The sequence below is a fragment of the Azospirillaceae bacterium genome (assembly GCA_028283825.1).
In the GTDB taxonomy this organism is placed as follows: Bacteria; Pseudomonadota; Alphaproteobacteria; order Azospirillales; family Azospirillaceae; genus Nitrospirillum.
In genome coordinates this window covers 2,638,395-2,662,019 of record JAPWJW010000003.1, presented here as the reverse complement: position 1 = coordinate 2,662,019, position 23,625 = coordinate 2,638,395, and the positions used below count along the sequence as shown (strand labels likewise).

Sequence of the window (23,625 nt, the reverse complement as noted above, 5' to 3'; positions counted from 1 at the left end):
GGCACCGTGGCCAACACCCTCGCCCACAGCACCATGGGCGAGGTGGTGGTGGGCAACTACGACCTGGCCGGCCAGCCCGGCTCGGGCAACGGCTTCATCTACAATGTGAGGACGGGGGCCTTCCAGGTGCTGGACCTGGGTCCCCTGGCCACCCTGTACGGCATCTGGCAGAACGGCGGCCCCGGCTCCACCGCCTACACCCTGGCCGGCGGCTTCAAGGACGGTGACGGCATCAACGCCGGCCTGCTGGCGGACTACGACGCCGCCACGGGCGCCGTCACCCGCGTCACGGCGCTGAGCTATGACAACAAGCCCGGCATCGTCACCCATTTCGAGGGCATCACCGGCGTCCCCGGCGGCTACGCCCTGGCGGCCACCACCGATGCCGGTGCCGCCTTCGTCCATATCGACCGCCTGGCCGACGGCGGCTTCGGCCCGGCGCGCTGGCTGGCGGCCACCAACCCGGCCGCCGTCGGCCTGTGCACCGCCAATTCCATCCTGGACAACAACCTGGTGGGCATCTACCACCCCGCCGCCGCCGGGGTGCAGAGCTACGTCGCCACGCTGAACCGGTAACACCAGCGCCCGGTTACCCGTGTAATTGACAGCCCCGCCGGCCCATGCAACCCTGGCTACCGCTGATTGAGCGCGGTTTCACCGGGCCGGCGGCATTTCACAAGAACGCATGCGCAAAGCAGAGCGAAAACGGGCGGTTAGTTAAATAAAATCAATGGGATGGACCGGTATCCGGCCTTGGCCCCCGCCTGCGCGCGTGGGATCATCCGGGTGCGGCCCGCCACCCCATGTGGAACAGGGAACCGGCGCCATGACGCCGGGGCAAGACAAACGGGGGAGACTCGCCGCTTCACGCAGGGATACGGAGGCGGAACGGGCATGATTTCTTCGGGTATGAACAGGCGTGACCTGCTGACCCTGGTCGGCACCATGGCGGGCAGTGCCGCCATGTATCAGGCGGCCACCAGTCTGGGCCTGGCGGCGGAGACGACCTACAAGGGCCCCATCAAGCTGGACGGCGACCCCAAGGGCGCCTCCATCCTCATCCTGGGCGCCGGCGTCGCGGGCCTGGTCGCGGCCATTGAGCTGCGCAAGGCCGGCTACAAGGTGCAGGTGCTGGAATATCGGGAAAAGGCCGGCGGGCGCAGCTGGTCGCTGCGCGGCGGCGACAGCTATACCGAACTGGGCGGGTTCAAGCAGACGGTGGGCTTCGACAAGGGGCTGTACATCAACCCCGGCCCCTGGCGCATCCCCTACCATCACCGCGCCGTGCTGGACTATTGCCACCGCTACGGCGTGGCGCTGGAGCCGTTCAACCAAGTCAACTACAACGCCTATCTGCACTCCACCAAATCCTACGGCGGCAAGCCGCAGCGCTTCCGCGAGATCCAGGCCGACTATCACGGCCATGTGGCGGAACTGCTGGCCAAGCTGACCGGCCAGAAGGCCCTGGGCGACACCGTCACCAAGGAAGACCAGGAAAAGCTGCTGGAGTCGCTGCGCGCCTGGGGCGGGCTGGACAAGAACTACGCCTATACCGCCAGCACGGAGGCCAGCAACGTCCGGGGGTATGAGAAGGCGCCCGGCGGCGGCATCGACGGCGCCCCCGTCCCCTCCACCCCCGCCCAGCTCAGCGACGTTTTGCAGGGCGGCCTGTGGCGCTTCCTGGGCATGGGCCTGCGCGATGAGTTCCAGTCCACCATCTTCCAGCCGGTGGGCGGCATGGACCAGTTCCCCACCGCGCTCGCCCGCGAGGTGAAGGACCTGATCCGCTTCGACACCAAGGTGACGGAGATCCACCAGGACGACCACGGCGTCACCGTCACCTATACCGACACCGTCAAGGGCGGCGCCCCGCAGACCGCCAAGGCTGACTGGTGCCTGTGCACCATCCCGCTGTCGGTGCTGAGCCAGATCAAGCTGAACGTGGGCCCGAAGATGGCCAACGCCATCAGCGCCGTGCCCTATGAGGCAGCGGCCAAGGTGGGCTTGCAGTTCAAGCGCCGCTTCTGGGAACAGGATGAGGCGATCTACGGCGGCGTCAGCTTCACCGACATGCCCATCGCCATGATCGGCTATCCCAACACCGGCTACGGCGCACCGGGCAAGGGCGTGCTGCTGGGCACCTACGTCTTCGGCGCCTATGCGTTCGAGTTCACGGCCATGACACCGGAGGAGCGGGTGAAGACCGCCCTGGCCTATGGCGCCCGGATCCATCCCCAATATGGACATGAGTTCGACAACGGCGCCTCGGTCGGCTGGCACCGCGTGCCCTGGACCCTGGGCTGCCACGCCGCCTGGACGGAGGAGAGCCGCGCCGCCCACTACCAGGACCTGTGCGCGGTGGACGGGCGCATCGCGCTCGCCGGCGAGCACGCCAGCTATATCACCGGCTGGCAGGAGGGGGCGGTGCTGTCCTCACTGGATGCCATCACCCGGCTGCACAAGCGCGTGGTCGCGGCCTGATCCGGCCGCCTCCCTTCCCTGATTCTGCGCCCCGATTCCGTGAGAGACGCCATGAGCCCATCGAAGAGTTTCGCGTTGAAGGCCACCGCCTTCGCCGGCGCACTGACCGCCCTGTACGTAACCGTCGGCGCCCTGCCCCACACCGCCCGCGCCCAGTCGTCGGACGCGGCCTCCGCCGCCTTCGCCGACCCCCACCATTTCGGCCAGAAGGATGGCGCCGCCCTGTACCAGGCCATCTGCCAAGGCTGCCACATGCCGGACGCCAAGGGCGCCACCGGTGCCGGCACCTATCCCGCCTTGGCCGGCAACCCCAACCTGGAGGCGGCGGGATATCCCGTGATGATGGTGCTGCACGGCCAGAAGGCCATGCCGCCCATCGGCGAGTTCCTGAGCGATGACCAGGTGGCCGCCGTGGTCAACTACGTCCGCACCCACTTCGGCAACCACTACACCGACGCGGTCACGGTCGAGGACGTGAAGGCGGCGCGTTAAGGCCTGACGAGCACACTCCCCAGAGGTCGCTGGGGAGCGCGTAGCGACAAGGACGCGACTGCGTCCGCCGGAGCCTTTCGGGGAGCGGCAGCGGACTGAAAGGCGAGGATAGCCCAGCCGACGGATGTCGGCGCCCGGCGCCTGAGGGAACGCCTAAACCCCCAGCCTCCGGTCCAGCTCGGCCAGGCAGGCGTCGTGGTCGGGGTGGAAGTCGTGGGCGATCCACCAGCCTTCCACCTCGGCCATCAGGCGCCCTACCTCCGGCCCCGCCGGCACGCCGCGTTGCAGGATGTCCTGACCGCGCAAAGGGAAGGGTATCTCATGCCAGGCCGACGCCTCGGCCAGGGGTTCCAGCAATTCGAAGGCCGGCGTGCCCATGGAGGCCGCGGCCAGCATCAGCACCGCCCGGTAGATCTCCGGCCCCAGGCGGTACAGCGCCACGCGGCGCGACTTCTGTGCCAGGCCGGAATGCACGTCCACCGAGGGCGAGGCGATGGCCAAGAGGCGGTCGCGCTGGAAGTTGGACAGGCGCAGCCGTTCCGTCACCACCCGCACCGCCTCGATGGCCAGGGGCCCCGCCGGCAGCAGGGCCGCCAGGCGGGCCATGGGCTCCGCCTCCCCCACCATCCATTCCAGGCGGTCCAGGGCGGCCAGGCGGTCCACGCTCACCGCCTGGGGCAGGACATGGTCCACGATGCCCCGGTCCACCATGATGCGCCACACATCGGCCGCCCGGTCGGTGGCCAGCAGCTTCAGCACCTCATCCCGTACCCGTTCGCCCGACAGGCCACCGACCAGCGGCGCCAGGCGGACACAGGCGTCCAGCGCCGAAGCGTCCGGATCGCCCCGGCCCAGGCGCGCGTAGAAGCGGAAGAAGCGCAGCAGGCGCAGCACGTCCTCGCGGATGCGGCTTTCGGCATCGCCGATGAACCGCACCCGACCGGCCATCAAATCCGGCACGCCGTTGAAGGGATCGTACAGGTCGCCATCCACCGTCAGCGACAGGGCGTTGAAGGTGAAGTCGCGGCGGGCGGCATCGGCCAGCCAATCGTCGGTGAAGGCCACCCGCGCGCTGCGCCCGAAGGTCTCCACGTCCTGGCGCAGGGTGGTGATCTCGAACGTCTCGCCCTCGATGACGGCGGTGACGGTGCCGTGCTTCAGCCCGGTGGGGATGACACGGATGTCGTCGGCCTTCAGCCGGCGCATCACCTCTTCCGGCGGCAGGGGGGTGGCGATATCGATATCGGCCGCCGGCACCTCCAGCACCGCGTCGCGCACGCAGCCGCCGACGAACCGCGCCTCCTGCCCCGTCCGCATCAGGGCTTGCAGGACGCGGCGGGCGGCGACGGAGGCCAGGGCCCCCGTGGGCACCAAGGTACGAACGGCGCTCATGGCGTTTCCGAACTGAAAGGGGCCTGAATTGAATGGTGCCCTGGCCTTGTAACAAGTCGGCCGACCGGGGGCAACGGCCGCCCGTCGCGCGACATATCGCCTCACCGAATGCCCCGCAAACCCAGGCAAACCGCCGACGATCACGGAAATGCATGGACGGTTAGCGTTATATCTATTTGAACATAACGAAAAACGCCGCAAAGACTGGAGGATACTAAAAAAACGAAGGGTTCCTCCAATGAAATCAATGGTATATCGCTATACTGCTATATTGAAACCAGGGCGTGCGCGCGCCGCCGTTTCCGCCCTGGCGCTGACCGCCGCCTCGCTGGCACCGGCCGCCGCCTGGGCGCAGGCCCAGCAGGCCGACGCGTCCAAGCCGGTGGACCAGGTGCTGATCACCGCCAACGCCAACGCGGTCGCCCCAGCCTACGCCCCCACCGACCCCGACCTGGGGCCCCTGGGCCGCCGGTCGCTGCTGGACACGCCCCTGTCGGTCACCACCGTGCCGGCCGAGCTGATCACCAACCTGATGGCGCGCACGGTCAACGACACCCTGCGCTATCTGCCCTCGGTCGAGATCCGTGACCAGCAAGGCATGGAAGTGTCGCGGCCGCAGTCGCGCGGCTTCCAGGGCGGCATCGTGCAGGACACCCGCCTGGACGGCCTGAACGTCATCGGCACCACCGCCATCGCGGCGGAGAACCTGGCCGGCATCCAGGTGCTGAACGGCCTGGCGGGCGCGCTCTATGGCCCACAGCCGCCGGCCGGCGTGTTCGACTATCAGCTGAAGCGCCCGACCGACACGCCCATGGCGCGCCTGACCACCAGCTTTGAATCCGACGGCATCTTCACCCAGGCCGGCGACTTCAGCGGCCAGGTCGGCCCCGTGGGCTATCGCCTGAACCTGGTGCACGGTGCCGGCGAGGGCTACGTCGCCGGCAGCCATAATGAGCGCAACCTGGTCAGCGGCGATTTCGACATCCATGTCGATGAGGCGACGGTGCTGGAGGTCGACCTCAGCCACTACCGCACCGACGCCACCGGCCTGCCGGGCAGCATCGTCTATTTCAGCGGCAAGAGCACCGTGCTGCCTTCCGCCCCCAACCCGACGCAGACCGGCCTGGGCCAGCCGGGTGCCGGTACCGACCTGATGACCAATACCGCCCTGGCCAAGCTGAAGCATGATTTCGGCGACGGCTGGACGTTCGAGGTCGGCGGCCTGTACCAGAACGCCCACCGCAACCTGTTCGGCATCACCGACACGATGACCAACGACGCAGGCGCCTACACCGTCACCAAGAATTTCACCGCCGTCCCCCACTTCAACATCACCAGCAATACGGCCTCATTGAACGGCCATGTCGATGTGGCGGGGTTCGAGAACGACGTCACCATCGCCACCAATGGCTTCGACAACGGCCAGTACAGCTACCGCAACTCCATCGCGGTCAACCTGGGCACCGGCAACCTGGCCAACCCCACCATCCTGCCGACCAAAGCCACGCCGGACAACGGCGGCCAGTACAAGTCGGGCGAGGTGCGGGAACAGAGCGTCATCTTCGGCGACACCCTGCACCTGACGCAGCAGTTCGCCGTCCAGGCCACGGTCAGCACCAGCTTCCTCAACTCGCAAAGCTGGTCGAAGACGGGGGCCGTCACCAGCAGCGATGATGAGAACGGCGTGGCCAGCCCCACCGTCAGCCTGATCTACAAGCCGCGCGAAGATCTGACGCTGTACGCGACATACGCCAACAGCATCGAACAGGGCGACACCGCCCCGGCCGGCACCGCCAACGCCAACGTCATCCTCAGCCCCTACCGCGACCAGTCGTACGAGGCCGGGGTGAAGTACGCCATCACGCCGAAGCTGATGGTGACGGCGGCGGGCTTCCGCATGACGCGGCCGTCCGCCCAGACCGATGCCACCACCAACGTCTTCGGCGTGGTCGGGACCCAGCGCAACTGGGGTGGCGAACTGTTCGTGCAGGGCGAGGTCACCCCCGACCTCAGCCTGTTCGGCGGCCTGACCTACATCGATGCCCGCCTGCTGAATTCCGGCGTGGCCGCGACGGATGACAAGCGCATCGTCGGCGTGCCGGAGTTCAAGGGCGACATGACGGCGGACTATCATCCGCAGTACCTCAACCGCTTCGGCCTGGGGGGCCTGGGCTTCACCGGCACGGTGCATTACGAAAGCGACCGCGCCGCCACCAACACCAACAACAGCTACGCCCCCAGCTACGCCACGGTGGATCTGGGCGTGCGTTACGCCTCGGCCCTATGGGGCAAGACGGGCATCGCGCGGCTGCAGGTCATCAACGTCGGCGACGTGCACTACTACTCGTCCATCGCCGACGGCAACATCGTCGGCAGCGCCGGCGCCAACACCGCCTACCTGGGTGCGCCCCGCACTCTGCTGGCCAGTTTGGAAATTGATTTGTAAGTAAATCACGTGCCGGGGGTTGGCGTTGGCCAATCCCCGGTCCTCTTCTCTATCTTTTTTCTAGGCCGCGACTGCGGCCGCCGGAGGTTTCCGGGAAGCGTCAGCGGACTGGAAACCGAGGATAAGGCAAGCGGCCGGATGGCCGCGCCCGCCGCTTGAGGGAACACTAAACCCCCAGCACATCACACAGGTTCACCAGCATGCCGGCGGTGGCGCCCCAGATGTAGCGCTCGGCATAGGGGAAGACCCAGAAGTGGCGCTGGGCGCCCTTGAACTCGCGGGACTGCCGCTGGCGGCTGGCGGGGTCCAGGATGAAAGACAGCGGCACCTCGAACACCTCCTGCACCTCGCGCGGGTCGGGTTGCAGGAAGAAGGGCGGGTTGACCAGCCCGACCACCGGCACGACACGGAAACCGGTGCGGGTGTAATAGGTGTCCAGGCGCCCCACCACCTCCACCTGGGTGGCGGACAAGCCCACCTCCTCCGTCGTCTCACGCAGGGCGGTGGCCACCGCGTCGGTGTCCTCAGGCTCCACCCTGCCGCCGGGGAAACTGATCTGACCGCCATGGGCCGCCAGATGGGCGGTGCGTTGGGTCAGCAGCACGGTGATGCCGTCCGGCCGATTGACCAGGGGAACCAGCACGGCGGCGTCACGCACCGCCGACGGCATCTCAAACCCCTGGTTGCCGTCCTGGTCGCCCCGGGCGGCGATGCCGGGCCCGGTGGGGCTGAACGCCGCCGCGGCGCGGTCGGCATGCCGGTCGGTGAACGCGCGGCGAATCGCCGCCGCGGTCGTCATGCCCCCTCCCCCACAAATTCCCCCAGAGGAAAGAACAGGCCATCGCTCCACACGCCGGGCACGCCGTCACCGGCATCCAGCGCCATCTCCGCCAACTCATAAAAGACGGAACGGTTGATGCGCGCCTCCAGCCCCAGGCCGATGGATCCCCGCACATGGACATAGGGGCTGGGCTCCCCCGTTTCGGGGTCGATGGACACCCGAATCGGATGCTCCGCCCCGGCGACCACCCACTGGTCCAGATTGGTGCGGAAGGACAGGCGCTGGCGGGGGCCGTCGCCCTCACGCCGCATTTCCACCGCCACGAACGGCGCGTCGTCCACCGTGATGCGGCCCCGCTCCGCCGGGGTGATCAGCCAGAAATCACCGGCATCATCGCGCCGCAGGACGGTGGAGAACAGCTTCACCAGGGGCAGGCGGCCGATGGGGCTGCCGTGATAGAACCACGTGCCGTCGCGGGCGATGCGGATGTCGTAGCCCTCATCCGGGCGCGAGTCCGCGCCGGGGGACCGCAGGGCACCCCCTAGCGCGCCCCCTAGCGCGTCCAAGTCAGCCGGCGCACCGGCGTTGTCGGAGGGGTCTCGGCCCTTTGTAGGACCCGCATCAGGCTTGCTTTCCTGCATGGCGCAATCAACCATCACCGCGAAAGGCCCACCCCCGGCACCCCATGCGCCGGACCTGGACCGGAAAATTTTCCGATTTCGGCCACAAAGCTAGCATAAAGGAGGCTGGCATAAAGGGCCGGAGCCGTCGTTTTCGGCATTGCTGGTGAACCATTGCACCTTTGGGAGACTTGGCGTTGAGCATCACCGACCTGCCCCGTGACCATGTCTACCCCGACGCAGGGCTGGCGCTGGACATCGAAAACACGGGCCTGAAGCTGGCCGCCGTCCGCGCCATGATCGGCCAGGCCATCTTCGGGCAGGAAGAGGCGATCGACCTCAGCCTGGTCACCCTGCTGGCCGGCGGCCACCTGCTGCTGGTGGGCGTGCCCGGCCTGGCCAAGACCCGCCTGGTGGAAACGCTGGGCATCGTCCTGGGCCTGGACGAACGCCGGGTGCAGTGCACGCCCGACCTGATGCCGGCCGACATCCTGGGCTCCGAAGTGTTGGAGGAGGGGGAGCAGGGGCGCCGCGCCTTCCGCTTCATCCCCGGCCCGGTGTTCGCCCAGCTGCTGATGGCGGACGAGATCAACCGCGCCAGCCCGCGCACCCAGTCGGCGCTGCTGCAGGCCATGCAGGAAGGCCGCGTGTCGGTGGCCGGCCATTACCATCCCCTGCCCCGCCCCTTCCACGTGCTGGCGACCCAGAACCCGCTGGAGCAGGAGGGGACCTATCCCCTGCCCGAGGCGCAGCTGGACCGTTTCCTGCTGCAGGTGGACGTGACATATCCGGAGCGCGACGCCGAACGGCAGATGATGATCGCCACCACCGGCGCCACCGCCGCCACCGTCCGCCCCGTGCTGACGGCGGTGGAATTGCAGGCGGCCCAGGAACTGGTGCGCCGCGTGCCGGTGGGCGACAGCGTGGTGGACGGCATCCTGGACCTGGTGCGCCGGGGCCGGCCGGAAATGACCGACGTGGCCGATGTGCGCCGCCACGTGGCCTGGGGCCCCGGCCCCCGTGCCGCCCAGGCGCTGATGCTGGCCAGCCGGGCGCGGGCGCTGATGGACGGGCGCTACACCCCGTCGCTGGATGACGTGGTGGCCCTGGCCAAGCCGGTGCTGCGCCACCGCATGGCGCTGAACTTCAGCGCGCGCGCCGAAGGCATCACCCTGGATACCGTCATCGACGGCCTGTGCGCGCCGCTGGCCTGATGTCCCCGTCCGACGCCCGCCCCCATCCCCCATCGGCGCAAAGGCAGGCGGCCTCCCGCCTGCGCGACCGCGCCGATGTCCTGGCCCAGCGCCTGCCGCCCCTGCTGGTGGCGGCGGAGCGGGTGGCATCCACCGTGGCGCCCGGCCTGCACGGCCGCCGGCGCGTGGGCACGGGCGAGGCCTTCTGGCAGTTCCGCCGCTATCAGCAGGGCGACGACACCGACCAGATCGACTGGCGCCAGTCGGCCAAGGGCGACCACGTCTTCGTCCGCGAGAATGAGTGGGAGGCGGCGCAGAGCGTCTGGCTGTGGCGCGACGCGACGCCGGCCATGGACTGGCGTTCCGGTCCGGAATTGCCGCTGAAGCGGGAACGCGCCGACCTGCTGGCCCTGGCGCTGGCCTGCCTTCTAGTACGGGGCGGCGAACGGGTCGGTTTGGTGGGCGGCCCCCGGCCGCAGCCCGGCCGCACGGCGCTGGAGCCGCTGGCCATGGCGCTGTCGCGGGCTGATGCCGCCCCCCTGGCGGTGCCGCCGGCCCTGCCCCTGACCCGCCACGCCCGGCTGGTGGTGATGGGCGATTTGCTGGCGCCGCTGGACCGGATCCAGGCCGCCGTCGCCTTCCATGCCGGTGCGGGCTTGCGCGGCCACCTGCTGCAGATCCTGGACCCGGCGGAAGAGACCCTGCCCTATGAAGGCCGGGTGGAGTTCCGCGCCGTGGCCGGCGACGACCGCCTGCTGGTGCCCCGGGTGGACAGCCTGCGCGACAGCTATCGCGAGCGGCTGGCCGCCCACCGCGCCGGCCTGGCGCAGATCGCCCGCGCCAATGGCTGGACCTTCGGTCTGCACCATACCGACCAGCCGCCCCAGGCCGCCCTGCTGGGCCTATGGGGCGCCCTGGGCCAGGAAAGCGTCCGCGCAGCCGCCGCCCATGCCGGTGTCGCCCATTCCATGGAAGGGGGCGCCTGATGGCCTTCGCCAGCCCGTGGGTGCTGTGGGCCCTGGTCCTGCTGCCGGGCCTGTGGTGGCTGCTGCGCCTGACGCCGCCCGCCCCCAAGCGCATCACCTTCCCCGCCCTGCGCCTGCTGCTGGGCCTGACCGCGAAGGAGGAGACGCCCGCACGCACGCCCTGGTGGCTGCTGGTGCTGCGCCTGGTCCTGTCGGCCCTGCTGATCGTGGGCTTGGCGCGGCCGCTGCTGCATCCCGACGCCGCCGTCGCCGTGGGGGGCGGCCCCATGTTGCTGGTGGTTGATACCGGCTGGGCCGCCGGTCGCGACTGGCCGGACCGCCAGCAGGCCTTGGACCGGCTGGTGACCCAGGCCGAGCGGCAGGACCGCCCCGTCATGCTGCTGGCCACCGCTACCGGCGCATCGGGCGAAGCGCCACAGATACAGGGCCCCCTGAACGCCACCGCCGCGCGCCACCTGGTGCAGGCCCTGGCGCCGCAGCCCTGGCCGACCGACCGGACCGCCGCCCTGGCGGCCCTGGACACGGCGCAGAAGACCGGCCCCCTGGCCGGCATCACCGCCGAAACCTATTGGATCGCCGACGGCCTGAACGACAGCGCCGTGGGCCCGCTGGGCGACCGCCTGCGGGCGCTGGGCCGCGTCACGGTGCTGAGCGCCGGATCGGACCACGGCCCCCTGCTGCTGCGCGCGCCCAACAGCGATGGTGGCACCCTGAACGTGCCGGTGGAGCGGGCGGACGGCGCCCAGGCCCAGCCGGTGGCGGTGGAGGCGATGGGGGAGGACGGCCGGTCCCTGGGCCGGGTCGACGGCACCTTCGCCGCCGGCCAGCGCCAGCTGACCCTGCCCCTGACCCTGCCGGGCGAACTGCGCAACGCCGCCGTCCGCCTGCATATCGAGGATCGCGCGGGCGTGGGTGCGGCCCTGCTGCTGGACGACCGCTGGCGCCGCCGGCCGGTGGGCCTGGCCACGGCGGGACCCGCCGGCGACAACCAGCCGCTGCTGTCCAGCCTCTATTACCTGGACCGCGCCTTGGCGCCCTATGCCGAGGTGCGGCGCGGCACGGTCCAGGCCCTGCTATCCGGCGGCGTCGCCGTGCTGGTCCTGCCCGACAGCGGCCCCTTGAGCGATGCCGACACCGCCGCCTTGTCCCGTTGGATCGACCAGGGTGGCGTCTTGGTGCGTTTCGGCGGCACCCGGCTGGCGCATGAGGATGCGGGTGCTGGGACCGCACCGGGGGCGGAACCGCTGCTGCCGGTGCAACTGCGCGGCGGCGACCGCTCGCTGGGCGGCGCCCTGTCCTGGACCACGCCCGCCCATCTGGCGCCCTTTGATGACAAGAGCCCCTTCGCCGGGCTGGACGCACCGGCCGACGTGACCGTCAGCCGCCAGGTGCTGGCCGAGCCCGGCCCCGACCTGGGCGACAAGGTCTGGGCCCGGCTGGAGGACGGCACGCCGCTGGTGACGGGTGAGCGACGGGGCAAGGGCTGGCTGGCCCTGGTGCACACCAGCGCCGACCCGGCCTGGTCCAACCTGGCGCTCTCGGGCCTGTACGTCGACATGCTGCGCCGGCTGGTGGGCCTCAGCGACGGCCTGCCGGGCGGCATCGGCGGCACGGCCGGCGGCGCCCTGCCGCCCCTGTCGCTGCTGGACGGCCAGGGCCGCCTGGGCGCGCCCTCGGCCCTGGCGCAACCGCTGGAGCCGCAACAGAAGGCGGATGGTGAAGAGACCCTGGTGGGGCCGCTGCATCCGCCGGGATATTACGGCGTGGGCGACCGGCGCCGCGCCCTGAACCTGGCCGGCAGTGTGTCGCCCCTGGCCCCGATGGAGGCGCTGGCCGGTGTCAGCTACCAGGGCTTCGCTGGCGCCAGCGAGACCGATCTGCGCCCCTGGTTCCTGGGCCTGGCGGCATGCCTGTGGGTGGCCGACCTGTTCCTGTCGCTGATGGTGCGCGGGCTGTTCTCGATGCGCTTGGCCTCGCGACGCGGTGCCGTGGCCGGCCTGGCGCTGGCGGCCCTGCTGGCGGCCGGTCCCAAGGCCCATGCCGCCACCCCGGATGATGAGATCGTGAAGGCCACCACCGGCAACTGGCTGGCCTATGTCCAGACCGGCGACCGCGCCGCCGACGCCACCACCAAAGCGGGGTTGCTGGGTTTGGGGGAGCAGTTGAACCGCCGTACGGCGGTGGACGTGGCCGGCGCCATGGGCGTGGACGTGGAGAAGGACGATTTGGCCCTGTTCCCCCTGCTGTACTGGGTGGTGACGCCGGCGCAGGGCAAGCTGTCGGACGCGGCGGTGGCCAAGGTGAACCAGTACCTGCACAACGGTGGCATGATCCTGTTCGATACCCGCGACCAGGGGGCGGCCGATCCCACCGTGCAGGGCCAGTTGCGCGAACTGACCCACGGGCTGGACATCCCGCCGCTGGCGCCGGTGACCGCCGACCACGTGCTGGGCCGCACCTTCTTCCTGCTGCAGGACTTCCCCGGCCGCCAGGCGGGCGGCCAGCTGTGGGCGGAGGCGGCGGAGGGCCACGTCAACGACGGCGTGTCGCCGGTGCTGGTGGGCGGCAACGACTGGGCCGGGGCCTGGGCCACGGACGGCCAGGGCCGGCCGTTGAACGCCGTGGTGCCGGGTGGCGAGCGCCAGCGTGAGATGGCCTATCGCTTCGGCATCAACCTGGTGATGTACGCCCTGACCGGCAACTACAAGGCCGACCAGGTGCATGTGCCCGCGATCCTGGAGCGGCTGGGGCAATGATGGATGTGTTCTCCGGCCTGAGCGTCAGTTTTGAGCCGCTGCTGCCCACCTGGCTGCTGGTCCTGCTGCTGGTGCTGTCGCTGGCGGGGCTGGGGCTCATGGCCCTGCGGCGGGCGCGCGGCCTGACCTGGCGGGCCGTGACCCTGGCGGCACTGGCCCTGCTGCTGCTGGACCCCGCGCTGATCCGCGAGGACCGGCGGCCGCTGAAGGACGTGGCGGTGGTGGTGGTCGACACCTCCGCCAGCCAGAACGTGGGCCAGCGCAAGGCGCGCACCGACGCCGCCCTGGCGTCCCTGAAGGACAAGCTGGGCCGCGTGCCCGACCTGGACCTGCGGGTGGTGGAGACCGGCACCTCCACCGCCGGCGGCAAGGGGGAGGAGACGCGGGCCATCGACGCCCTGACCCAGGCCGTGGCCGACGTGCCCCGCCGCCGCCTGGCCGGCGCCATCCTGCTGACCGACGGCCAGGTGCACGACGTGCCGGAAAAGCCGGAAAGCCTGGCCGACCTGGGCCCCGTCCACACCCTGCTGACCGGTGAGCATGGCGAGGGCGACCGCCGCCTGGTGCTGGTGCGCGGCCCCAGCTATGGCATCGTCGGCAAGACCGTGACCGCCACCGTGCGGGTGGAGGATCTGCCTGCCGCCAAGGCATCCGCCGCCGGCGCCCTGCTGACCATCCGCCAGGATGGCGAGCCCGACCGCCAGGTGCCGGTGCCGGTGGGCGAGGACGTGCCCCTGACCATCACCGTGGACCATGGCGGACCCAACCTGCTGGAACTGTCGGTGGATGCCGGGCCTGCCGAACTGTCCATGGCCAACAACCGCACCGCCTTCATCGTCAACGGCGTGCGCGACCGCCTGCGCGTGCTGCTGGTGTCAGGCGAGCCGCACGCGGGTGAGCGCACCTGGCGCGACCTGCTGAAGGCCGATCCCGCCGTGGATCTGGTGCACTTCACCATCCTGCGCTCGCAGGAGAAGTCCGACAGCACGCCCATTCGTGAGCTGTCGCTGATCCAGTTCCCCATCCGTGAACTGTTCGAAGTGAAGTTGCACGACTTCGACCTCGTCATCTTCGACCGCTATCGCCAGCGCAACATCCTGCCCATGGGGTATCTCGCCAACATCGCCGACTATGTGCGCAACGGCGGCGCCTTCCTGGAGGCCAGCGGCCCCGCTTACGCCACGCCCTTGTCGCTCTACCGCACGCCGCTGGGCGAGATCCTGCCGGGGGAACCCACGGGCCAGGTGATGGAACAGCCCTTCGTCCCCACCCTGACCGACGCCGGCCGACGCCACCCGGTGACCGCCGGCCTGGACGGCGACGTCGATGGCGGCAAGGCCGGTGGCAAGGCGCCCTGGGGCCGCTGGTTCCGGCAGATCGACATCACGCCGCGCCAGGGCACGGTGGTGATGACCGGCGCCAACGACCGGCCGCTGGTGGTGCTGGACCGCGTGGGCAAAGGCCGCGTCGCCCAGATCGCTTCCGACCACATGTGGCTGTGGTCGCGCGGGTTCGAGGGCGGCGGCCCGGCGGCGGAACTGCTGCGCCGCCTGGCCCATTGGCTGATGAAGGAACCGGCGCTGGAGGAACAGGATCTGAAGGCGCACGTGGACGGCGACCGCCTGGTGGTGGAACGCCGGTCGCTGCAGCCCGATTCCGATCCGGTGGAGGTGCGGTCGCCCAGCGACGCCGTCACCACCCTGCCCCTGGCCGACAGCCCGGACGGGGTGGCGCGCGGCAGCCTGCCCGCGACCGAGCCCGGCCTGTGGCGGGTGAAGGACGGCGAGCGCACCGCCCTGGCCGTGGTGGGCGCCCTGAACCCGCCGGAACTGGCCGACATGCGCACCACCCCCGACCGCCTGGCCCCCCTGGCCAAGGCCACGGGCGGCGGCGTGTTCTGGCTGGTGGATGGGGGTGGGGCCGGCCTGCCCGACCTGCGCCGGGTCAACCCCGGGCAGAGCGCCGCCGGCAGCGGCTGGCTGGGCCTGCGCGCCAACGGCGACTACACCGTCACCGGCGTCGCCCGTGTGCCCCTGGTGCCGGCCTGGCTGGGCCTGCTGGTGCTGGCCACGCTGCTGGTACTGGCCTGGCGGCGTGAGGGGCGGTAAGCTGGGAACGGTTTATCAGCGCGATAACTGACATTTATCAGCGTGATATCGACGTTTTAAATGACATTGGGCCCCGTAGCGACCACGATGGGGGGCCATGTACCAGCCCACTTTCACCATTACGCCGGCCATCACCAAGGCGCTCATGACCATCGAGGCGGCCCGCCAAAGCATCTTGGCGTTGCCCATCGATGTGGACATGCTGGCATCCCTGCGCGAAACGGCCCGACTGATCGCCACCCACTATTCCACCCAGATCGAAGGCAACCGCCTGACCCAGGCTGAGGTGGAACAGGTGCTGTCCGGTGCCCACATCCCGGGGCGGGAGCGCGACCAGACGGAAGTCCGCAATTATTATCGCGCACTGGAGGAGGTTGAGCGTCTGTCCGGCCAGACCCGGCACGTGGAAGAAAGCGATATCCAACGCCTTCATGGGCTGGTGCTGCACGGCAAAATAAAGCCCGCCCCTTACCGGGATGGGCAGAATGTCATCCGCGCAGCGGGATCGGGCCTGATCATCTACATGCCGCCCGAAGCGGCGAACGTCCCCGACCTGATGGCTGATCTGATCGACTGGATCAGCGCCCAGACGGATCGCGACGAACTGCCGGCACCGCTGATCGCCGCGGTGGCGCATTACCAGTTCGCGACCGTCCATCCCTATTACGATGGCAACGGCCGCACCGCGCGGCTGCTGGCGACATTGCTTTTGCACAAGGCTGGCTACGGCCTCAAGGGCATCTATAGCCTGGACGAATATTACGCCCGAAACCTGCAGGGTTATTACCAGGCCCTGACCGTCGGCCCCTCACATAACTACTATATGGGCCGTGCCGATTCCGACATTACCGGTTTCATCGCCTATTTTTGCGCCGGCATGGCAGAAGCGTTTACGGCTGTGAAGGCCCAAGCCGACAAGGCGGCGTCACGGGGTGCCATTGACCAGAGCGGCATTCTGCGCCGCCTTGATCCACGGCAGCGGCGCCTTTGGGAACTGCTGCGCCGACAGGGGACAGCCACCAGCGGCGACATCGCGACCCACCTGGGCCTCAGTCCCCGCACCGTGGTGTCCTTGTGCCGGCAATGGGTGGATGACGGTTTCCTGGAGGTGCATGACCCGTCGCGGAAAAACCGCGCCTATAGGCTGGCGGGCGGTTTCGACAGAGATTGAGAATTGGGCAGTGACCGTCAGCCGCCGCGCTGCCAGACCTTGGTCACCAGGAAGTTCTGGGCCAGGAACTGGTAGGTCTTCTTCAGGCGCCCCTCCAGTTCGGGGCCGCGCTCCGCGGCATCGCCTTCCCAGGCGGTGATCAGATCGTCCCACAGCATGAGGCGGGTGTGCAGTTCGTCGCGCATGCGGCGGATGAAGGCGATCTGGCTTTCATAGGATTTCAGCACGGCCATGATCTCGCCCGTCTGGGCGTCCAGCTGGCTGAACATGTCCTCGAAATCCAGGATGGGCTGCTTCACCAGGGCCATCATGCGCGACAGGTCGGCCTGGATTTGCCGGTCGGTCTTGTAGATGCGGCCGGCCTGGGCCAGGCCGGTGATGATGCGCTGCACCTGGGCATAGCGGTCGCGCAGCGCCTCGATATAGGACAGCTCGCGCGCCACGGTGTCGACCTTGTCGACGATCTCCTGCTTGCGCTCTTCCGGGATGCCGAAGCGCTTGGCCAGTTCGGTGAAGGCCTGCTGCGCCCGCTGCTTGGTCTGTGGATCCTCCACCAGCTGCTCCAGCTGGGCGCGGTCGGTGACCAGCGTTTCCTTGCCGGTGATCCAGGACACCAGTTGCACGGTGATGCGGCCGCGCGCAATCGCCAGGTGGTGGTCTTCCACCCGCCATGAGGCGGTGCCGTCCAGCAGTTCGCGGGGGATGCTATCGCCCGGGCGGATGATCTTGACGAACTTCAGGCTGCGCTCGACCACGCCCAGCAGTCCGGCGTCCGGACTGTCCTCCGCGATGCCGAACGCCTCACGCAGGGTACGGAAGGGGATCTTGCCCCACATGTCGCCCAGTTCGACGTTGTAGACGGCCTCATTGCTGTCGCGGGCGAAGGAGAAGTGGGCGCCCGCGACCGAGAACACCTTGTTCTCAAACATGAAATGCGTGCTGCGGCTGGCCTCGCCCTGGGCGGCGGGCTTGCTGTTGGTCGTGGCGGCCGCGGGGGCAGTGGCCGCAAGGCCGGCATCGCCCGTACGCCCACCGCCGTCATCGTCGGCAGTCTGCACCGCTTGTTCCCGTCCCAACATAGTCTCCGGCAACCCCGCCCTGGATGTCATCCATAGCGGCCGTGGAATGATCGCTCATTCCCGACCATCGGCCGCCGGATGACCCCTGGCAGAAAGTGACACAGAATTGTCGGTCCGGCGATAACCTACTTTTAATGGGGGATTACTTACCCCCAGGTTAAACCGCCGCGGCCGAAGCCCTGTCCATTGGGATGGGGAATAGTTGTGAGAACGGCTTATGGCCAATCCCTTTGATCGGAACCGATCAAGGGGCCTCAGTCGTCGTTCATGACCTGCGCGGTCTTCAGGGCGTCGCGGACCAGCACGCTCTTGCGCAGGATGTTGTCGATCACCCGGCCCTGGACCAGGCTGATGCCCATCTTCTCCGCCCAGATCAGGCCCGCCACCGTGCCACAGCGCGCCAGGATGAAGCGGCAGTTTTCCTGCTGGCGGATCTTTTCCCGCAGGGCGTCTTCCTCCCCCTCGCTCATGCTTTCCATGTCGGGGGACCAGATGATCTTGGCGTAGTCGCAGGCCATGTATTCCAGGTCCATGTGCGTGACCCAGAAATCGTTCATGCCGTCGATGCAGAGTTTATAGCCGCGGGTGGCGGCGAAATCGACGACCTCCTTGTACATCGAGACGTTCTCGATCAGGTCGGTCTTGTTGATCTCCAGCACCACGTTGCCGCGCAGTTCCGCGGTCAGCCGTTCATCGAACTTCACGAAGCTGGCCGACAGGACGGTGGCCAGGTTCAGGTTCAGGCCCAGCCGCTTGCCGCGCAGGAAATCCACGCCGTAATTCAGCGCGCGCAGCACCGACAGGTCCAGCTGCGAGGTGAAATAGCTGAACAGCCAGCGGTTGGCCGTGATGTCGTAGTCGGGGGACAGCCGCTCTTCCAACGCCTTGATGGCGATGTACAGCTCAAAATACTCGAACTCATTCTCGGTGGCGTTCTGGATGTTCACCACCGGCTGGTTCAGCATGAAGGGCGACAGGTCGAACATCTGCACGGCGCGTTCGATTTTGCCCAGTTCCTCCAGCGTGATCGGGGGTTTGGTCTTCTGTTCCGCGACCTCTCCGCCCTCGCCCTTCTGCAGGCCTTCGATGAAGCGGATGACGTTCACGAAGTTGAGTGACAACTCCATGATCGAATAGAGACTGTCTTCGCGGTACGGGTTCGGCCGCGTCATCACCGTGCGCGACAGCAGCAGCTTCTCGATCTTGGAACAGACATCGCTGATCAGGGAGAACTTGATGCCCTTGTATAGGACGATGACATCGTCGTTGGACAGGTTGAAGGCCTGTAGATAAGACGAGTTGTCCGCCGTCTCCTGCATCGCCCGCTTGATGGACAGCAGGTCAAGGTTGCTCTTGTCCTTCAGCAAGGACAGATGAAGATGAATGAGACGCAGGCCCTGGAGTTCGCGCTTGGCGGACTGCAACAGGGTCAACAGTTTCTGATCGTCGTGTTCAGGCTTTTCCGGCACCGCAGCCGGACGTTCGCCGGGCTTCACCCGGACCCAATCCCGCTTAGGCGCGTTCTGGCGATTCATTTCATCTCCGCAACCGGGAATCGGTTCTTAAACCCCGGCCAACAAGCGCAACATCACGTATTTCCACCCGGGACAAGGCCACGATAGACCAAGTCCCCTCCCGGAACGCCAACGGCGGCGCCCGCGCCGGCAACGCCAACCGGCCGCACCTTAACCGCCATCAGGATACCATGTCCGGCGAGCCGGCCAATTCAATATCCCGTCATCCCTCGGGAGGGGTTTTACCGTCGGCAAAACCTATCCTTGCGGCAATAATACTTTGGATGAAGCCGGGGCGATATCTAAAATTTGACAAATCCTGACATTTTGATCGCCAGGATGCCCCGATGGACTGCAAAAGCTGCATGAAAAGGCTGGGAAACCGGGGCCGGCATGCGCAGGTCGCCCTGCCCCTGGCCGGACTCGGGACAGGACGGCGACTATTCAACTGGTTTACCCCATAATCGCGGACGCGCCTCAAGGCGCGAACATGGGGCAGGATTTGAAAGGAAAAGGTTGGCTGGGGCGGGAGGGATCGAACCTCCGCATGGCGGAATCAAAATCCGCTGCCTTACCGCTTGGCGACGCCCCAATACCGGTCTCCCCTCGGCGGGGAGGGCGGCACCATAATCAGAAAGCCCGGCCGACGCAACGGCCCAAATCGCCGACTCCGGATCGCCGGCCCCATCGCCAGACGATGGGGGCTTCCCCGATGACACGCCCATGGCACTATGGCGGCCCCTTCTTCGCCGCCGGGCCCTTGATGCCGCTGCCTCCCTCGCTACGCCTCGCCACCCTGGGCCTTGCCGTCCTGGTCCTGCTGGGCACGCCGGCCCTGGCCGCCGATGCCGGGCCGCCGGCGCCACCAGCCAACGCCGATGACTCCTTGCGCGCGCTGGACGCACGGGCGCGGGCGGGCGACACCCAGGCCCAGCTGGATCTGGCCGAAGCCTACGGCGACGTGCCGTTCGACCGCGCGGCCGACATGGCGCGCGCTGGCGCCTGGTACAAGGCCGCCGCCGCCGATGGCGACGCGGGCATCCGCCGGCGCGCCTGCTCGGCCTTGGCAGGGCTGGAGGCCGGCGGCATGGGGTGGCCGGAGAACGTGACGGCGGCCTTGCCCTGGTACCGTTGCGCCGCCGATCTCGGCGACGTCCAGGCGCAGTTCAACCTGGGCCTGCTGTATGACGAGGGGGTGGATGTCCCGGCCGACGCAGCCCAGGCCGCCGCGTGGTATCGCCGCGCCGCCGAGGGCGGCCTGGCCCTGGCGCAGGAGCGGCTGAGCGCCCTGCATGGGCGTGGCGCCGGCGGTCCGTCGCCGGACATGGCGGGCATCGCGCTGGCGGTGCAGACCCAGGATCCGGCCACGGCCAAGCCACCGCCCCAACCCGCGCCGGGCCAGCCGCGCACGCCGCCGCCGGCGGTGGACGCCGATGGCGTGCGCCTGATCCAGCAGCACCTGCGGAATTTGGGATATCTGAAAGGACCGGTGGATGGCCGGCCGGGCGCCCGCACCGCCAACGCCATCCTGGCCTATCAGGCGGCACACCCGACGCCCTGGGACGGGACGGTGCCGGACGGCTGGCCCAGCCGGGACCTGGCGGCCCGGCTGGCACGGGAACACTGACGGTACCCGGCCCCGGCTTATGCCGTGTGATTGGCCGGTGACCGCCGGCCCGGACCGGTCAGGTCCGTGAGCCCAAGCCAGCGGATGCTGGCGCCCGGCGCCTGAGGGGGGCTTTGATCGGTCAAGATCAAAGCCTACGGCATCAAGCCTCCACAACCTCGGCCGCCGGCACCTCCGGCAGCAGGGCGGTGGCCTTGACCCACCAGGTGGGGCGCACGCGGCTGATCAGCGCCGCCGCCGATGCCGCTGTTTCCACGTCGGCATACAGGCCAATGCAGGTGGCACCACTGCCCGACATGCGCGCCAGCAGGCAGCCAGGGGTGGCGTCCAGCGCCGCCAGCACGGCGCTGATGGCGGGCGACAGGCTTTCCGCGGCAGGCCCCAGATCATTGCCCCGGGCGCGCAGCAACTGCGCGAAATCGGCCACGTCGACCGGATCACGCTCCAGCCGGCCGGCGGCCGACCAGGCACCCGTGCGGGCGGCGAAGACGTCCTTGGTCGGCATGTGCACGCCGGGATTGACCAGCAGCAGGGCCGCCGGCGGCAATTCCGGGCCCGCCACCACCTGTTCCCCCGCCCCGCCGAAATAGGCGGTGCGGCCGAACAGGCAGACGGGCACGTCGGCCCCCAGGGTGGGCGCGATTTCCACCAGCCGGGCATCGTCCTGCGCCACGCCCCACAGGTGGGCCAGCGCCTTCAGCGTGGCGGCGGCGTCGGCCGACCCGCCACCGATACCGGATGCCACCGGCAGGTTCTTGGTCAGACGGATGGCGACGTGCGGGTCGCGGTCCAGCGCGTCGGCCAGGGCATGGGCGGCGCGGGACACCAGGTTGCGCCCGGTCCCTTCCGCCACCAGGGTGCTGCCGAAGGGGCCGTCGATGGTCAGGCTGTAGCCCGGCGCCTCGGTCACGGTGATCAGATCATGGGCGGTGGCGAACACCACCAGGCTGTCCAGTTCATGATAGCCGTCGGGCCGCTTGCCCAGGGCATGGAGGTACAGGTTCAGCTTGGCGGCGGCAGCGGCGCTTACCGTGGTCACGAGGGTCGTTCCTTGGGATTAAAAGCGGGTATTCCAGACACTCATATCATTGCGCGGCGGCCGGGTCGCGTTTCAGCTTTTCCTCCAGCGACGCCTTCAGGGTGTCATCCGGATTGTCGCGGGTGGCGCGCACCCACTGATAGTGCGCCTCCAGCCGGCGGCCGTTGGCCCAATAGGCGTCGCCCAGGTGGTCGTTGATGGAGGGGTCGCGGGACTTCAGTTCCACCGCGCGCTCCAGCAGGCTGACAGCGCCCGGAACGTCGCCGGAGCGGAACAGCGCCCAGCCCAGGCTGTCGATGATGGCGCCGTCGTTGGGGCGCAGCTTCACCGCCTGTTCCAGCAGCTGGCGGGCCTGGTCCAGCTTCACACCCCGTTCCGACCAGGCATAACCCAGGTAGTTCAGGATGCCCGGCTGGTTGGGCTGCAATTGCAGGGCGCGCAGCAGGTCGGACTCCGCCTCCGGCCAATGGCCCAGTTGATCCTGCACCGTGGCGCGGGCGTAATAGATGAACCAGTCGTTGGGGCTGGGCCGGCCGCCCAGGCGCTGGATGGCCTGGTCGTAGGCGGCCAGCGCCTCGGCCGGGCGATGGTCGTTGTGCAGCAGGTCGCCCAGGCGCACCAGGGCGTCGCCGCGCTCCGGCCGCTCCGACGCCATGGCCTTCAGGATGCCGGCAGCCTCCTGCGGGCGGCTCAGGCGGGCCAGCGCGTCGGCGGAGCGCAGGCGCGCCGCCCACAACAGGCCGGCATCCGCCTTCTCGCCCGTCGCCATGCCCAGCTCGGCCACCAGGGAATTGTATTCGGCCAGCGCCTCGGCATCGCGGTCCAGTTCCGTCAGCGTCTCACCCGCCAGCATGCGGGCCGGGGCCAGCGACGGGTTCAGGAACAGGGCCATGCGGTCGTACAGCAGTGCCACCTCCGCCACCTTTTCCTGGTTGATGGCGGCGGCCACGTCGAACAGGGCCTCCGCCAGACCTTCGGTGGGCGTGCCGATCACGCGGTTGGGATGGGCACGGGCCAGCACGGCGCGGGCGGCATCGCCCATGGGGCCCTTGGGGTCGGCCTGCAGGATGCCGGCCACGGCGGCCTCGGCCTGGTCCGGATGGCCGGTGCGCAGCTCGAAATTGGCACGCAGCATGGCGACGCGCAGCACCTGCCCGCCTTCCATGGCCTGGGCGTACCAGGTACGGGCGGCGTCCTCATGCCCCGCCAGATCCTCGATCAGGGCGGCGTGCAGCGCCGCCAGGGCGTGGAAGGACTGCTGGGCCAGCATGGGGTCCAGGGCGGCCCGGGCCGCGACCCAGTCACCCTTGCGCGCCTTGGTCCAACTGATCAGCAAGGGGCGCATGAAGGTCCCCAGCCCGTCCTTGGGCAATTCATCCACGGCCTTCAGCGCCGCCGCCTCATCTCCCCGGGCCACGGCGTCGGCCGCGATCAGGGTCAGGGCCACGGGATTGCCGTCCTTGGCCGCGATCAGGCGCTGGGCCAGCGGCAGGGCCGCCTTGGCCCGGCCCAGGCCGACATTGATCAGCACGGCGCGGCGCAGCAGGGTCAGGTCGTCGGGATCGGACTTGAGGCTGAGGGCCAGGAAATCGGCAGCCGCCGGCCAGTCGCCCGCCCCTTGCGCCACCTTGCCGGCGACGAAGGCGGACAGGGGATCGGGCCCGGAGGCACCGGCGGCGGCCTTTTCCGGCGCCTTGGCCGCAAAGACGGGGGTTCCGCTGGCCATCAAGGCCAAGCCGGCAATCAAAATCCGGGATGATGTCCGCCGCAAAAACCGCACGCTGAACCGCCGTTCCTTGAAATCCTTCCCACCCGCCGCCGGGCGGGTGACACGCGGGCCCAAGGCTAATCGGGAACAGCGGCCAGAACAACCATGGCGGCCATTTCCCGGCGGGGCAAAAGATCGCTCTCACCGCATGCCGGGGCCGCACGAAGAAAAG

17 protein-coding genes and 1 tRNA gene are annotated in these 23,625 nt (G+C 68.9%); 10 read left to right on the top strand and 8 right to left on the bottom strand.

What is annotated here, in order from left to right:
- The 3 genes from PW843_24225 to PW843_24215 form a co-directional block, all read left to right on the top strand.
- A partial coding sequence (locus PW843_24225) for a hypothetical protein (GenBank protein MDE1149670.1) occupies window positions 1-576 on the top strand: 576 nt, incomplete at its 5' end.
- A gap of 333 nt (window positions 577-909) precedes the next feature.
- Window positions 910-2,481, top strand: a complete 1,572-nt coding sequence (locus PW843_24220) for an NAD(P)/FAD-dependent oxidoreductase (protein MDE1149669.1) — start codon at window positions 910-912, stop codon at window positions 2,479-2,481.
- A 51-nt stretch (window positions 2,482-2,532) separates the two neighbouring features.
- A complete protein-coding gene (locus PW843_24215) occupies window positions 2,533-2,973 on the top strand; it encodes a cytochrome c (protein ID MDE1149668.1) in 441 nt (146 codons plus the stop codon).
- A gap of 153 nt (window positions 2,974-3,126) precedes the next feature.
- Here the strand turns inward: PW843_24215 and PW843_24210 are convergent, their stop codons facing one another.
- Window positions 3,127-4,365, bottom strand: a complete 1,239-nt coding sequence (locus tag PW843_24210; GenBank protein ID MDE1149667.1) for a CCA tRNA nucleotidyltransferase — start codon at window positions 4,363-4,365, stop codon at window positions 3,127-3,129.
- A gap of 238 nt (window positions 4,366-4,603) precedes the next feature.
- On the opposite strand from PW843_24210, the gene PW843_24205 reads away from it, so the two are divergent.
- Complete coding sequence (locus PW843_24205) at window positions 4,604-6,811, top strand: TonB-dependent receptor (GenBank protein ID MDE1149666.1); 2,208 nt, start codon at window positions 4,604-4,606, stop codon at window positions 6,809-6,811.
- Between the two features lie 166 nt (window positions 6,812-6,977).
- Here PW843_24205 and PW843_24200 read toward each other — a convergent pair whose 3' ends face one another.
- A complete protein-coding gene (locus PW843_24200; GenBank protein MDE1149665.1) occupies window positions 6,978-7,610 on the bottom strand; it encodes a CoA pyrophosphatase in 633 nt (210 codons plus the stop codon).
- Window positions 7,607-8,125 carry a DUF1285 domain-containing protein gene (locus tag PW843_24195; GenBank protein ID MDE1149664.1) on the bottom strand — a complete coding sequence of 173 codons (519 nt, stop codon included), beginning with the start codon at window positions 8,123-8,125 and terminating at the stop codon, window positions 7,607-7,609. Before PW843_24195 ends, PW843_24200 begins: the two co-directional genes overlap by 4 nt.
- A gap of 338 nt (window positions 8,126-8,463) precedes the next feature.
- Between PW843_24195 and PW843_24190 the strand changes: the two genes are divergently transcribed.
- From PW843_24190 to PW843_24170, 5 genes are all read left to right on the top strand, one after another.
- The gene (locus PW843_24190) at window positions 8,464-9,426 is read left to right on the top strand and encodes a MoxR family ATPase (GenBank protein MDE1149663.1); all 963 of its coding nucleotides are present in this window, start codon (window positions 8,464-8,466) and stop codon (window positions 9,424-9,426) included.
- Window positions 9,426-10,391, top strand: coding sequence for a DUF58 domain-containing protein (locus PW843_24185; GenBank protein MDE1149662.1), 966 nt, complete (start codon window positions 9,426-9,428; stop codon window positions 10,389-10,391). Before PW843_24190 ends, PW843_24185 begins: the two co-directional genes overlap by 1 nt.
- Complete coding sequence (locus tag PW843_24180) at window positions 10,391-13,147, top strand: DUF4159 domain-containing protein (GenBank protein MDE1149661.1); 2,757 nt, start codon at window positions 10,391-10,393, stop codon at window positions 13,145-13,147. Before PW843_24185 ends, PW843_24180 begins: the two co-directional genes overlap by 1 nt.
- On the top strand, window positions 13,144-15,255 hold the full coding sequence (locus tag PW843_24175) for a hypothetical protein (GenBank protein ID MDE1149660.1): 2,112 nt from the start codon (window positions 13,144-13,146) through the stop codon (window positions 15,253-15,255). Before PW843_24180 ends, PW843_24175 begins: the two co-directional genes overlap by 4 nt.
- A gap of 97 nt (window positions 15,256-15,352) precedes the next feature.
- Entirely contained in the window at window positions 15,353-16,426 is a 1,074-nt protein-coding gene (locus tag PW843_24170) for a Fic family protein (GenBank protein ID MDE1149659.1), read from the top strand.
- A 17-nt stretch (window positions 16,427-16,443) separates the two neighbouring features.
- Here PW843_24170 and PW843_24165 read toward each other — a convergent pair whose 3' ends face one another.
- The 3 genes from PW843_24165 to PW843_24155 all read right to left on the bottom strand — a co-directional run bounded on the left by PW843_24165 (window position 16,444) and on the right by PW843_24155 (window position 19,611).
- Complete coding sequence (locus PW843_24165; GenBank protein ID MDE1149658.1) at window positions 16,444-17,484, bottom strand: hypothetical protein; 1,041 nt, start codon at window positions 17,482-17,484, stop codon at window positions 16,444-16,446.
- Between the two features lie 275 nt (window positions 17,485-17,759).
- Window positions 17,760-19,040, bottom strand: coding sequence for a hypothetical protein (locus PW843_24160; GenBank protein ID MDE1149657.1), 1,281 nt, complete (start codon window positions 19,038-19,040; stop codon window positions 17,760-17,762).
- A 496-nt stretch (window positions 19,041-19,536) separates the two neighbouring features.
- Window positions 19,537-19,611: transfer RNA gene (locus PW843_24155), tRNA-Gln, on the bottom strand.
- Window positions 19,612-19,731: 120 nt separating this feature from the next.
- Between PW843_24155 and PW843_24150 the strand changes: the two genes are divergently transcribed.
- Entirely contained in the window at window positions 19,732-20,646 is a 915-nt protein-coding gene (locus tag PW843_24150; GenBank protein ID MDE1149656.1) for an SEL1-like repeat protein, read from the top strand.
- Window positions 20,647-20,788: 142 nt separating this feature from the next.
- Here the strand turns inward: PW843_24150 and PW843_24145 are convergent, their stop codons facing one another.
- Both PW843_24145 and PW843_24140 read right to left on the bottom strand, forming a co-directional pair.
- The gene (locus tag PW843_24145; GenBank protein MDE1149655.1) at window positions 20,789-21,685 is read right to left on the bottom strand and encodes a 4-(cytidine 5'-diphospho)-2-C-methyl-D-erythritol kinase; all 897 of its coding nucleotides are present in this window, start codon (window positions 21,683-21,685) and stop codon (window positions 20,789-20,791) included.
- A 46-nt stretch (window positions 21,686-21,731) separates the two neighbouring features.
- The gene (locus PW843_24140) at window positions 21,732-23,411 is read right to left on the bottom strand and encodes a tetratricopeptide repeat protein (GenBank protein MDE1149654.1); all 1,680 of its coding nucleotides are present in this window, start codon (window positions 23,409-23,411) and stop codon (window positions 21,732-21,734) included.
- Between the last annotated feature and the right edge of the window lie 214 nt (window positions 23,412-23,625).

What these genes read in the sequence shown, in the direction of transcription:
- PW843_24180 (MDE1149661.1), top strand. Translation starts at nt 10,391, where the DNA reads ATGGCCTTCGCCAGCCCGTGGGTGCTGTGGGCCCTGGTCCTGCTGCCG.
- PW843_24175 (MDE1149660.1), top strand. Translation starts at nt 13,144, where the DNA reads ATGATGGATGTGTTCTCCGGCCTGAGCGTCAGTTTTGAGCCGCTGCTG.
- PW843_24150 (MDE1149656.1), top strand. Translation starts at nt 19,732, where the DNA reads ATGACACGCCCATGGCACTATGGCGGCCCCTTCTTCGCCGCCGGGCCC.
- PW843_24220 (MDE1149669.1), top strand. Translation starts at nt 910, where the DNA reads ATGAACAGGCGTGACCTGCTGACCCTGGTCGGCACCATGGCGGGCAGT.
- PW843_24160 (MDE1149657.1), bottom strand. Translation starts at nt 19,040, where the DNA reads ATGAATCGCCAGAACGCGCCTAAGCGGGATTGGGTCCGGGTGAAGCCC.
- PW843_24205 (MDE1149666.1), top strand. Translation starts at nt 4,604, where the DNA reads ATGAAATCAATGGTATATCGCTATACTGCTATATTGAAACCAGGGCGT.
- PW843_24200 (MDE1149665.1), bottom strand. Translation starts at nt 7,610, where the DNA reads ATGACGACCGCGGCGGCGATTCGCCGCGCGTTCACCGACCGGCATGCC.
- PW843_24215 (MDE1149668.1), top strand. Translation starts at nt 2,533, where the DNA reads ATGAGCCCATCGAAGAGTTTCGCGTTGAAGGCCACCGCCTTCGCCGGC.
- PW843_24210 (MDE1149667.1), bottom strand. Translation starts at nt 4,365, where the DNA reads ATGAGCGCCGTTCGTACCTTGGTGCCCACGGGGGCCCTGGCCTCCGTC.
- PW843_24170 (MDE1149659.1), top strand. Translation starts at nt 15,353, where the DNA reads ATGTACCAGCCCACTTTCACCATTACGCCGGCCATCACCAAGGCGCTC.
- PW843_24140 (MDE1149654.1), bottom strand. Translation starts at nt 23,411, where the DNA reads ATGGCCAGCGGAACCCCCGTCTTTGCGGCCAAGGCGCCGGAAAAGGCC.
- PW843_24185 (MDE1149662.1), top strand. Translation starts at nt 9,426, where the DNA reads ATGTCCCCGTCCGACGCCCGCCCCCATCCCCCATCGGCGCAAAGGCAG.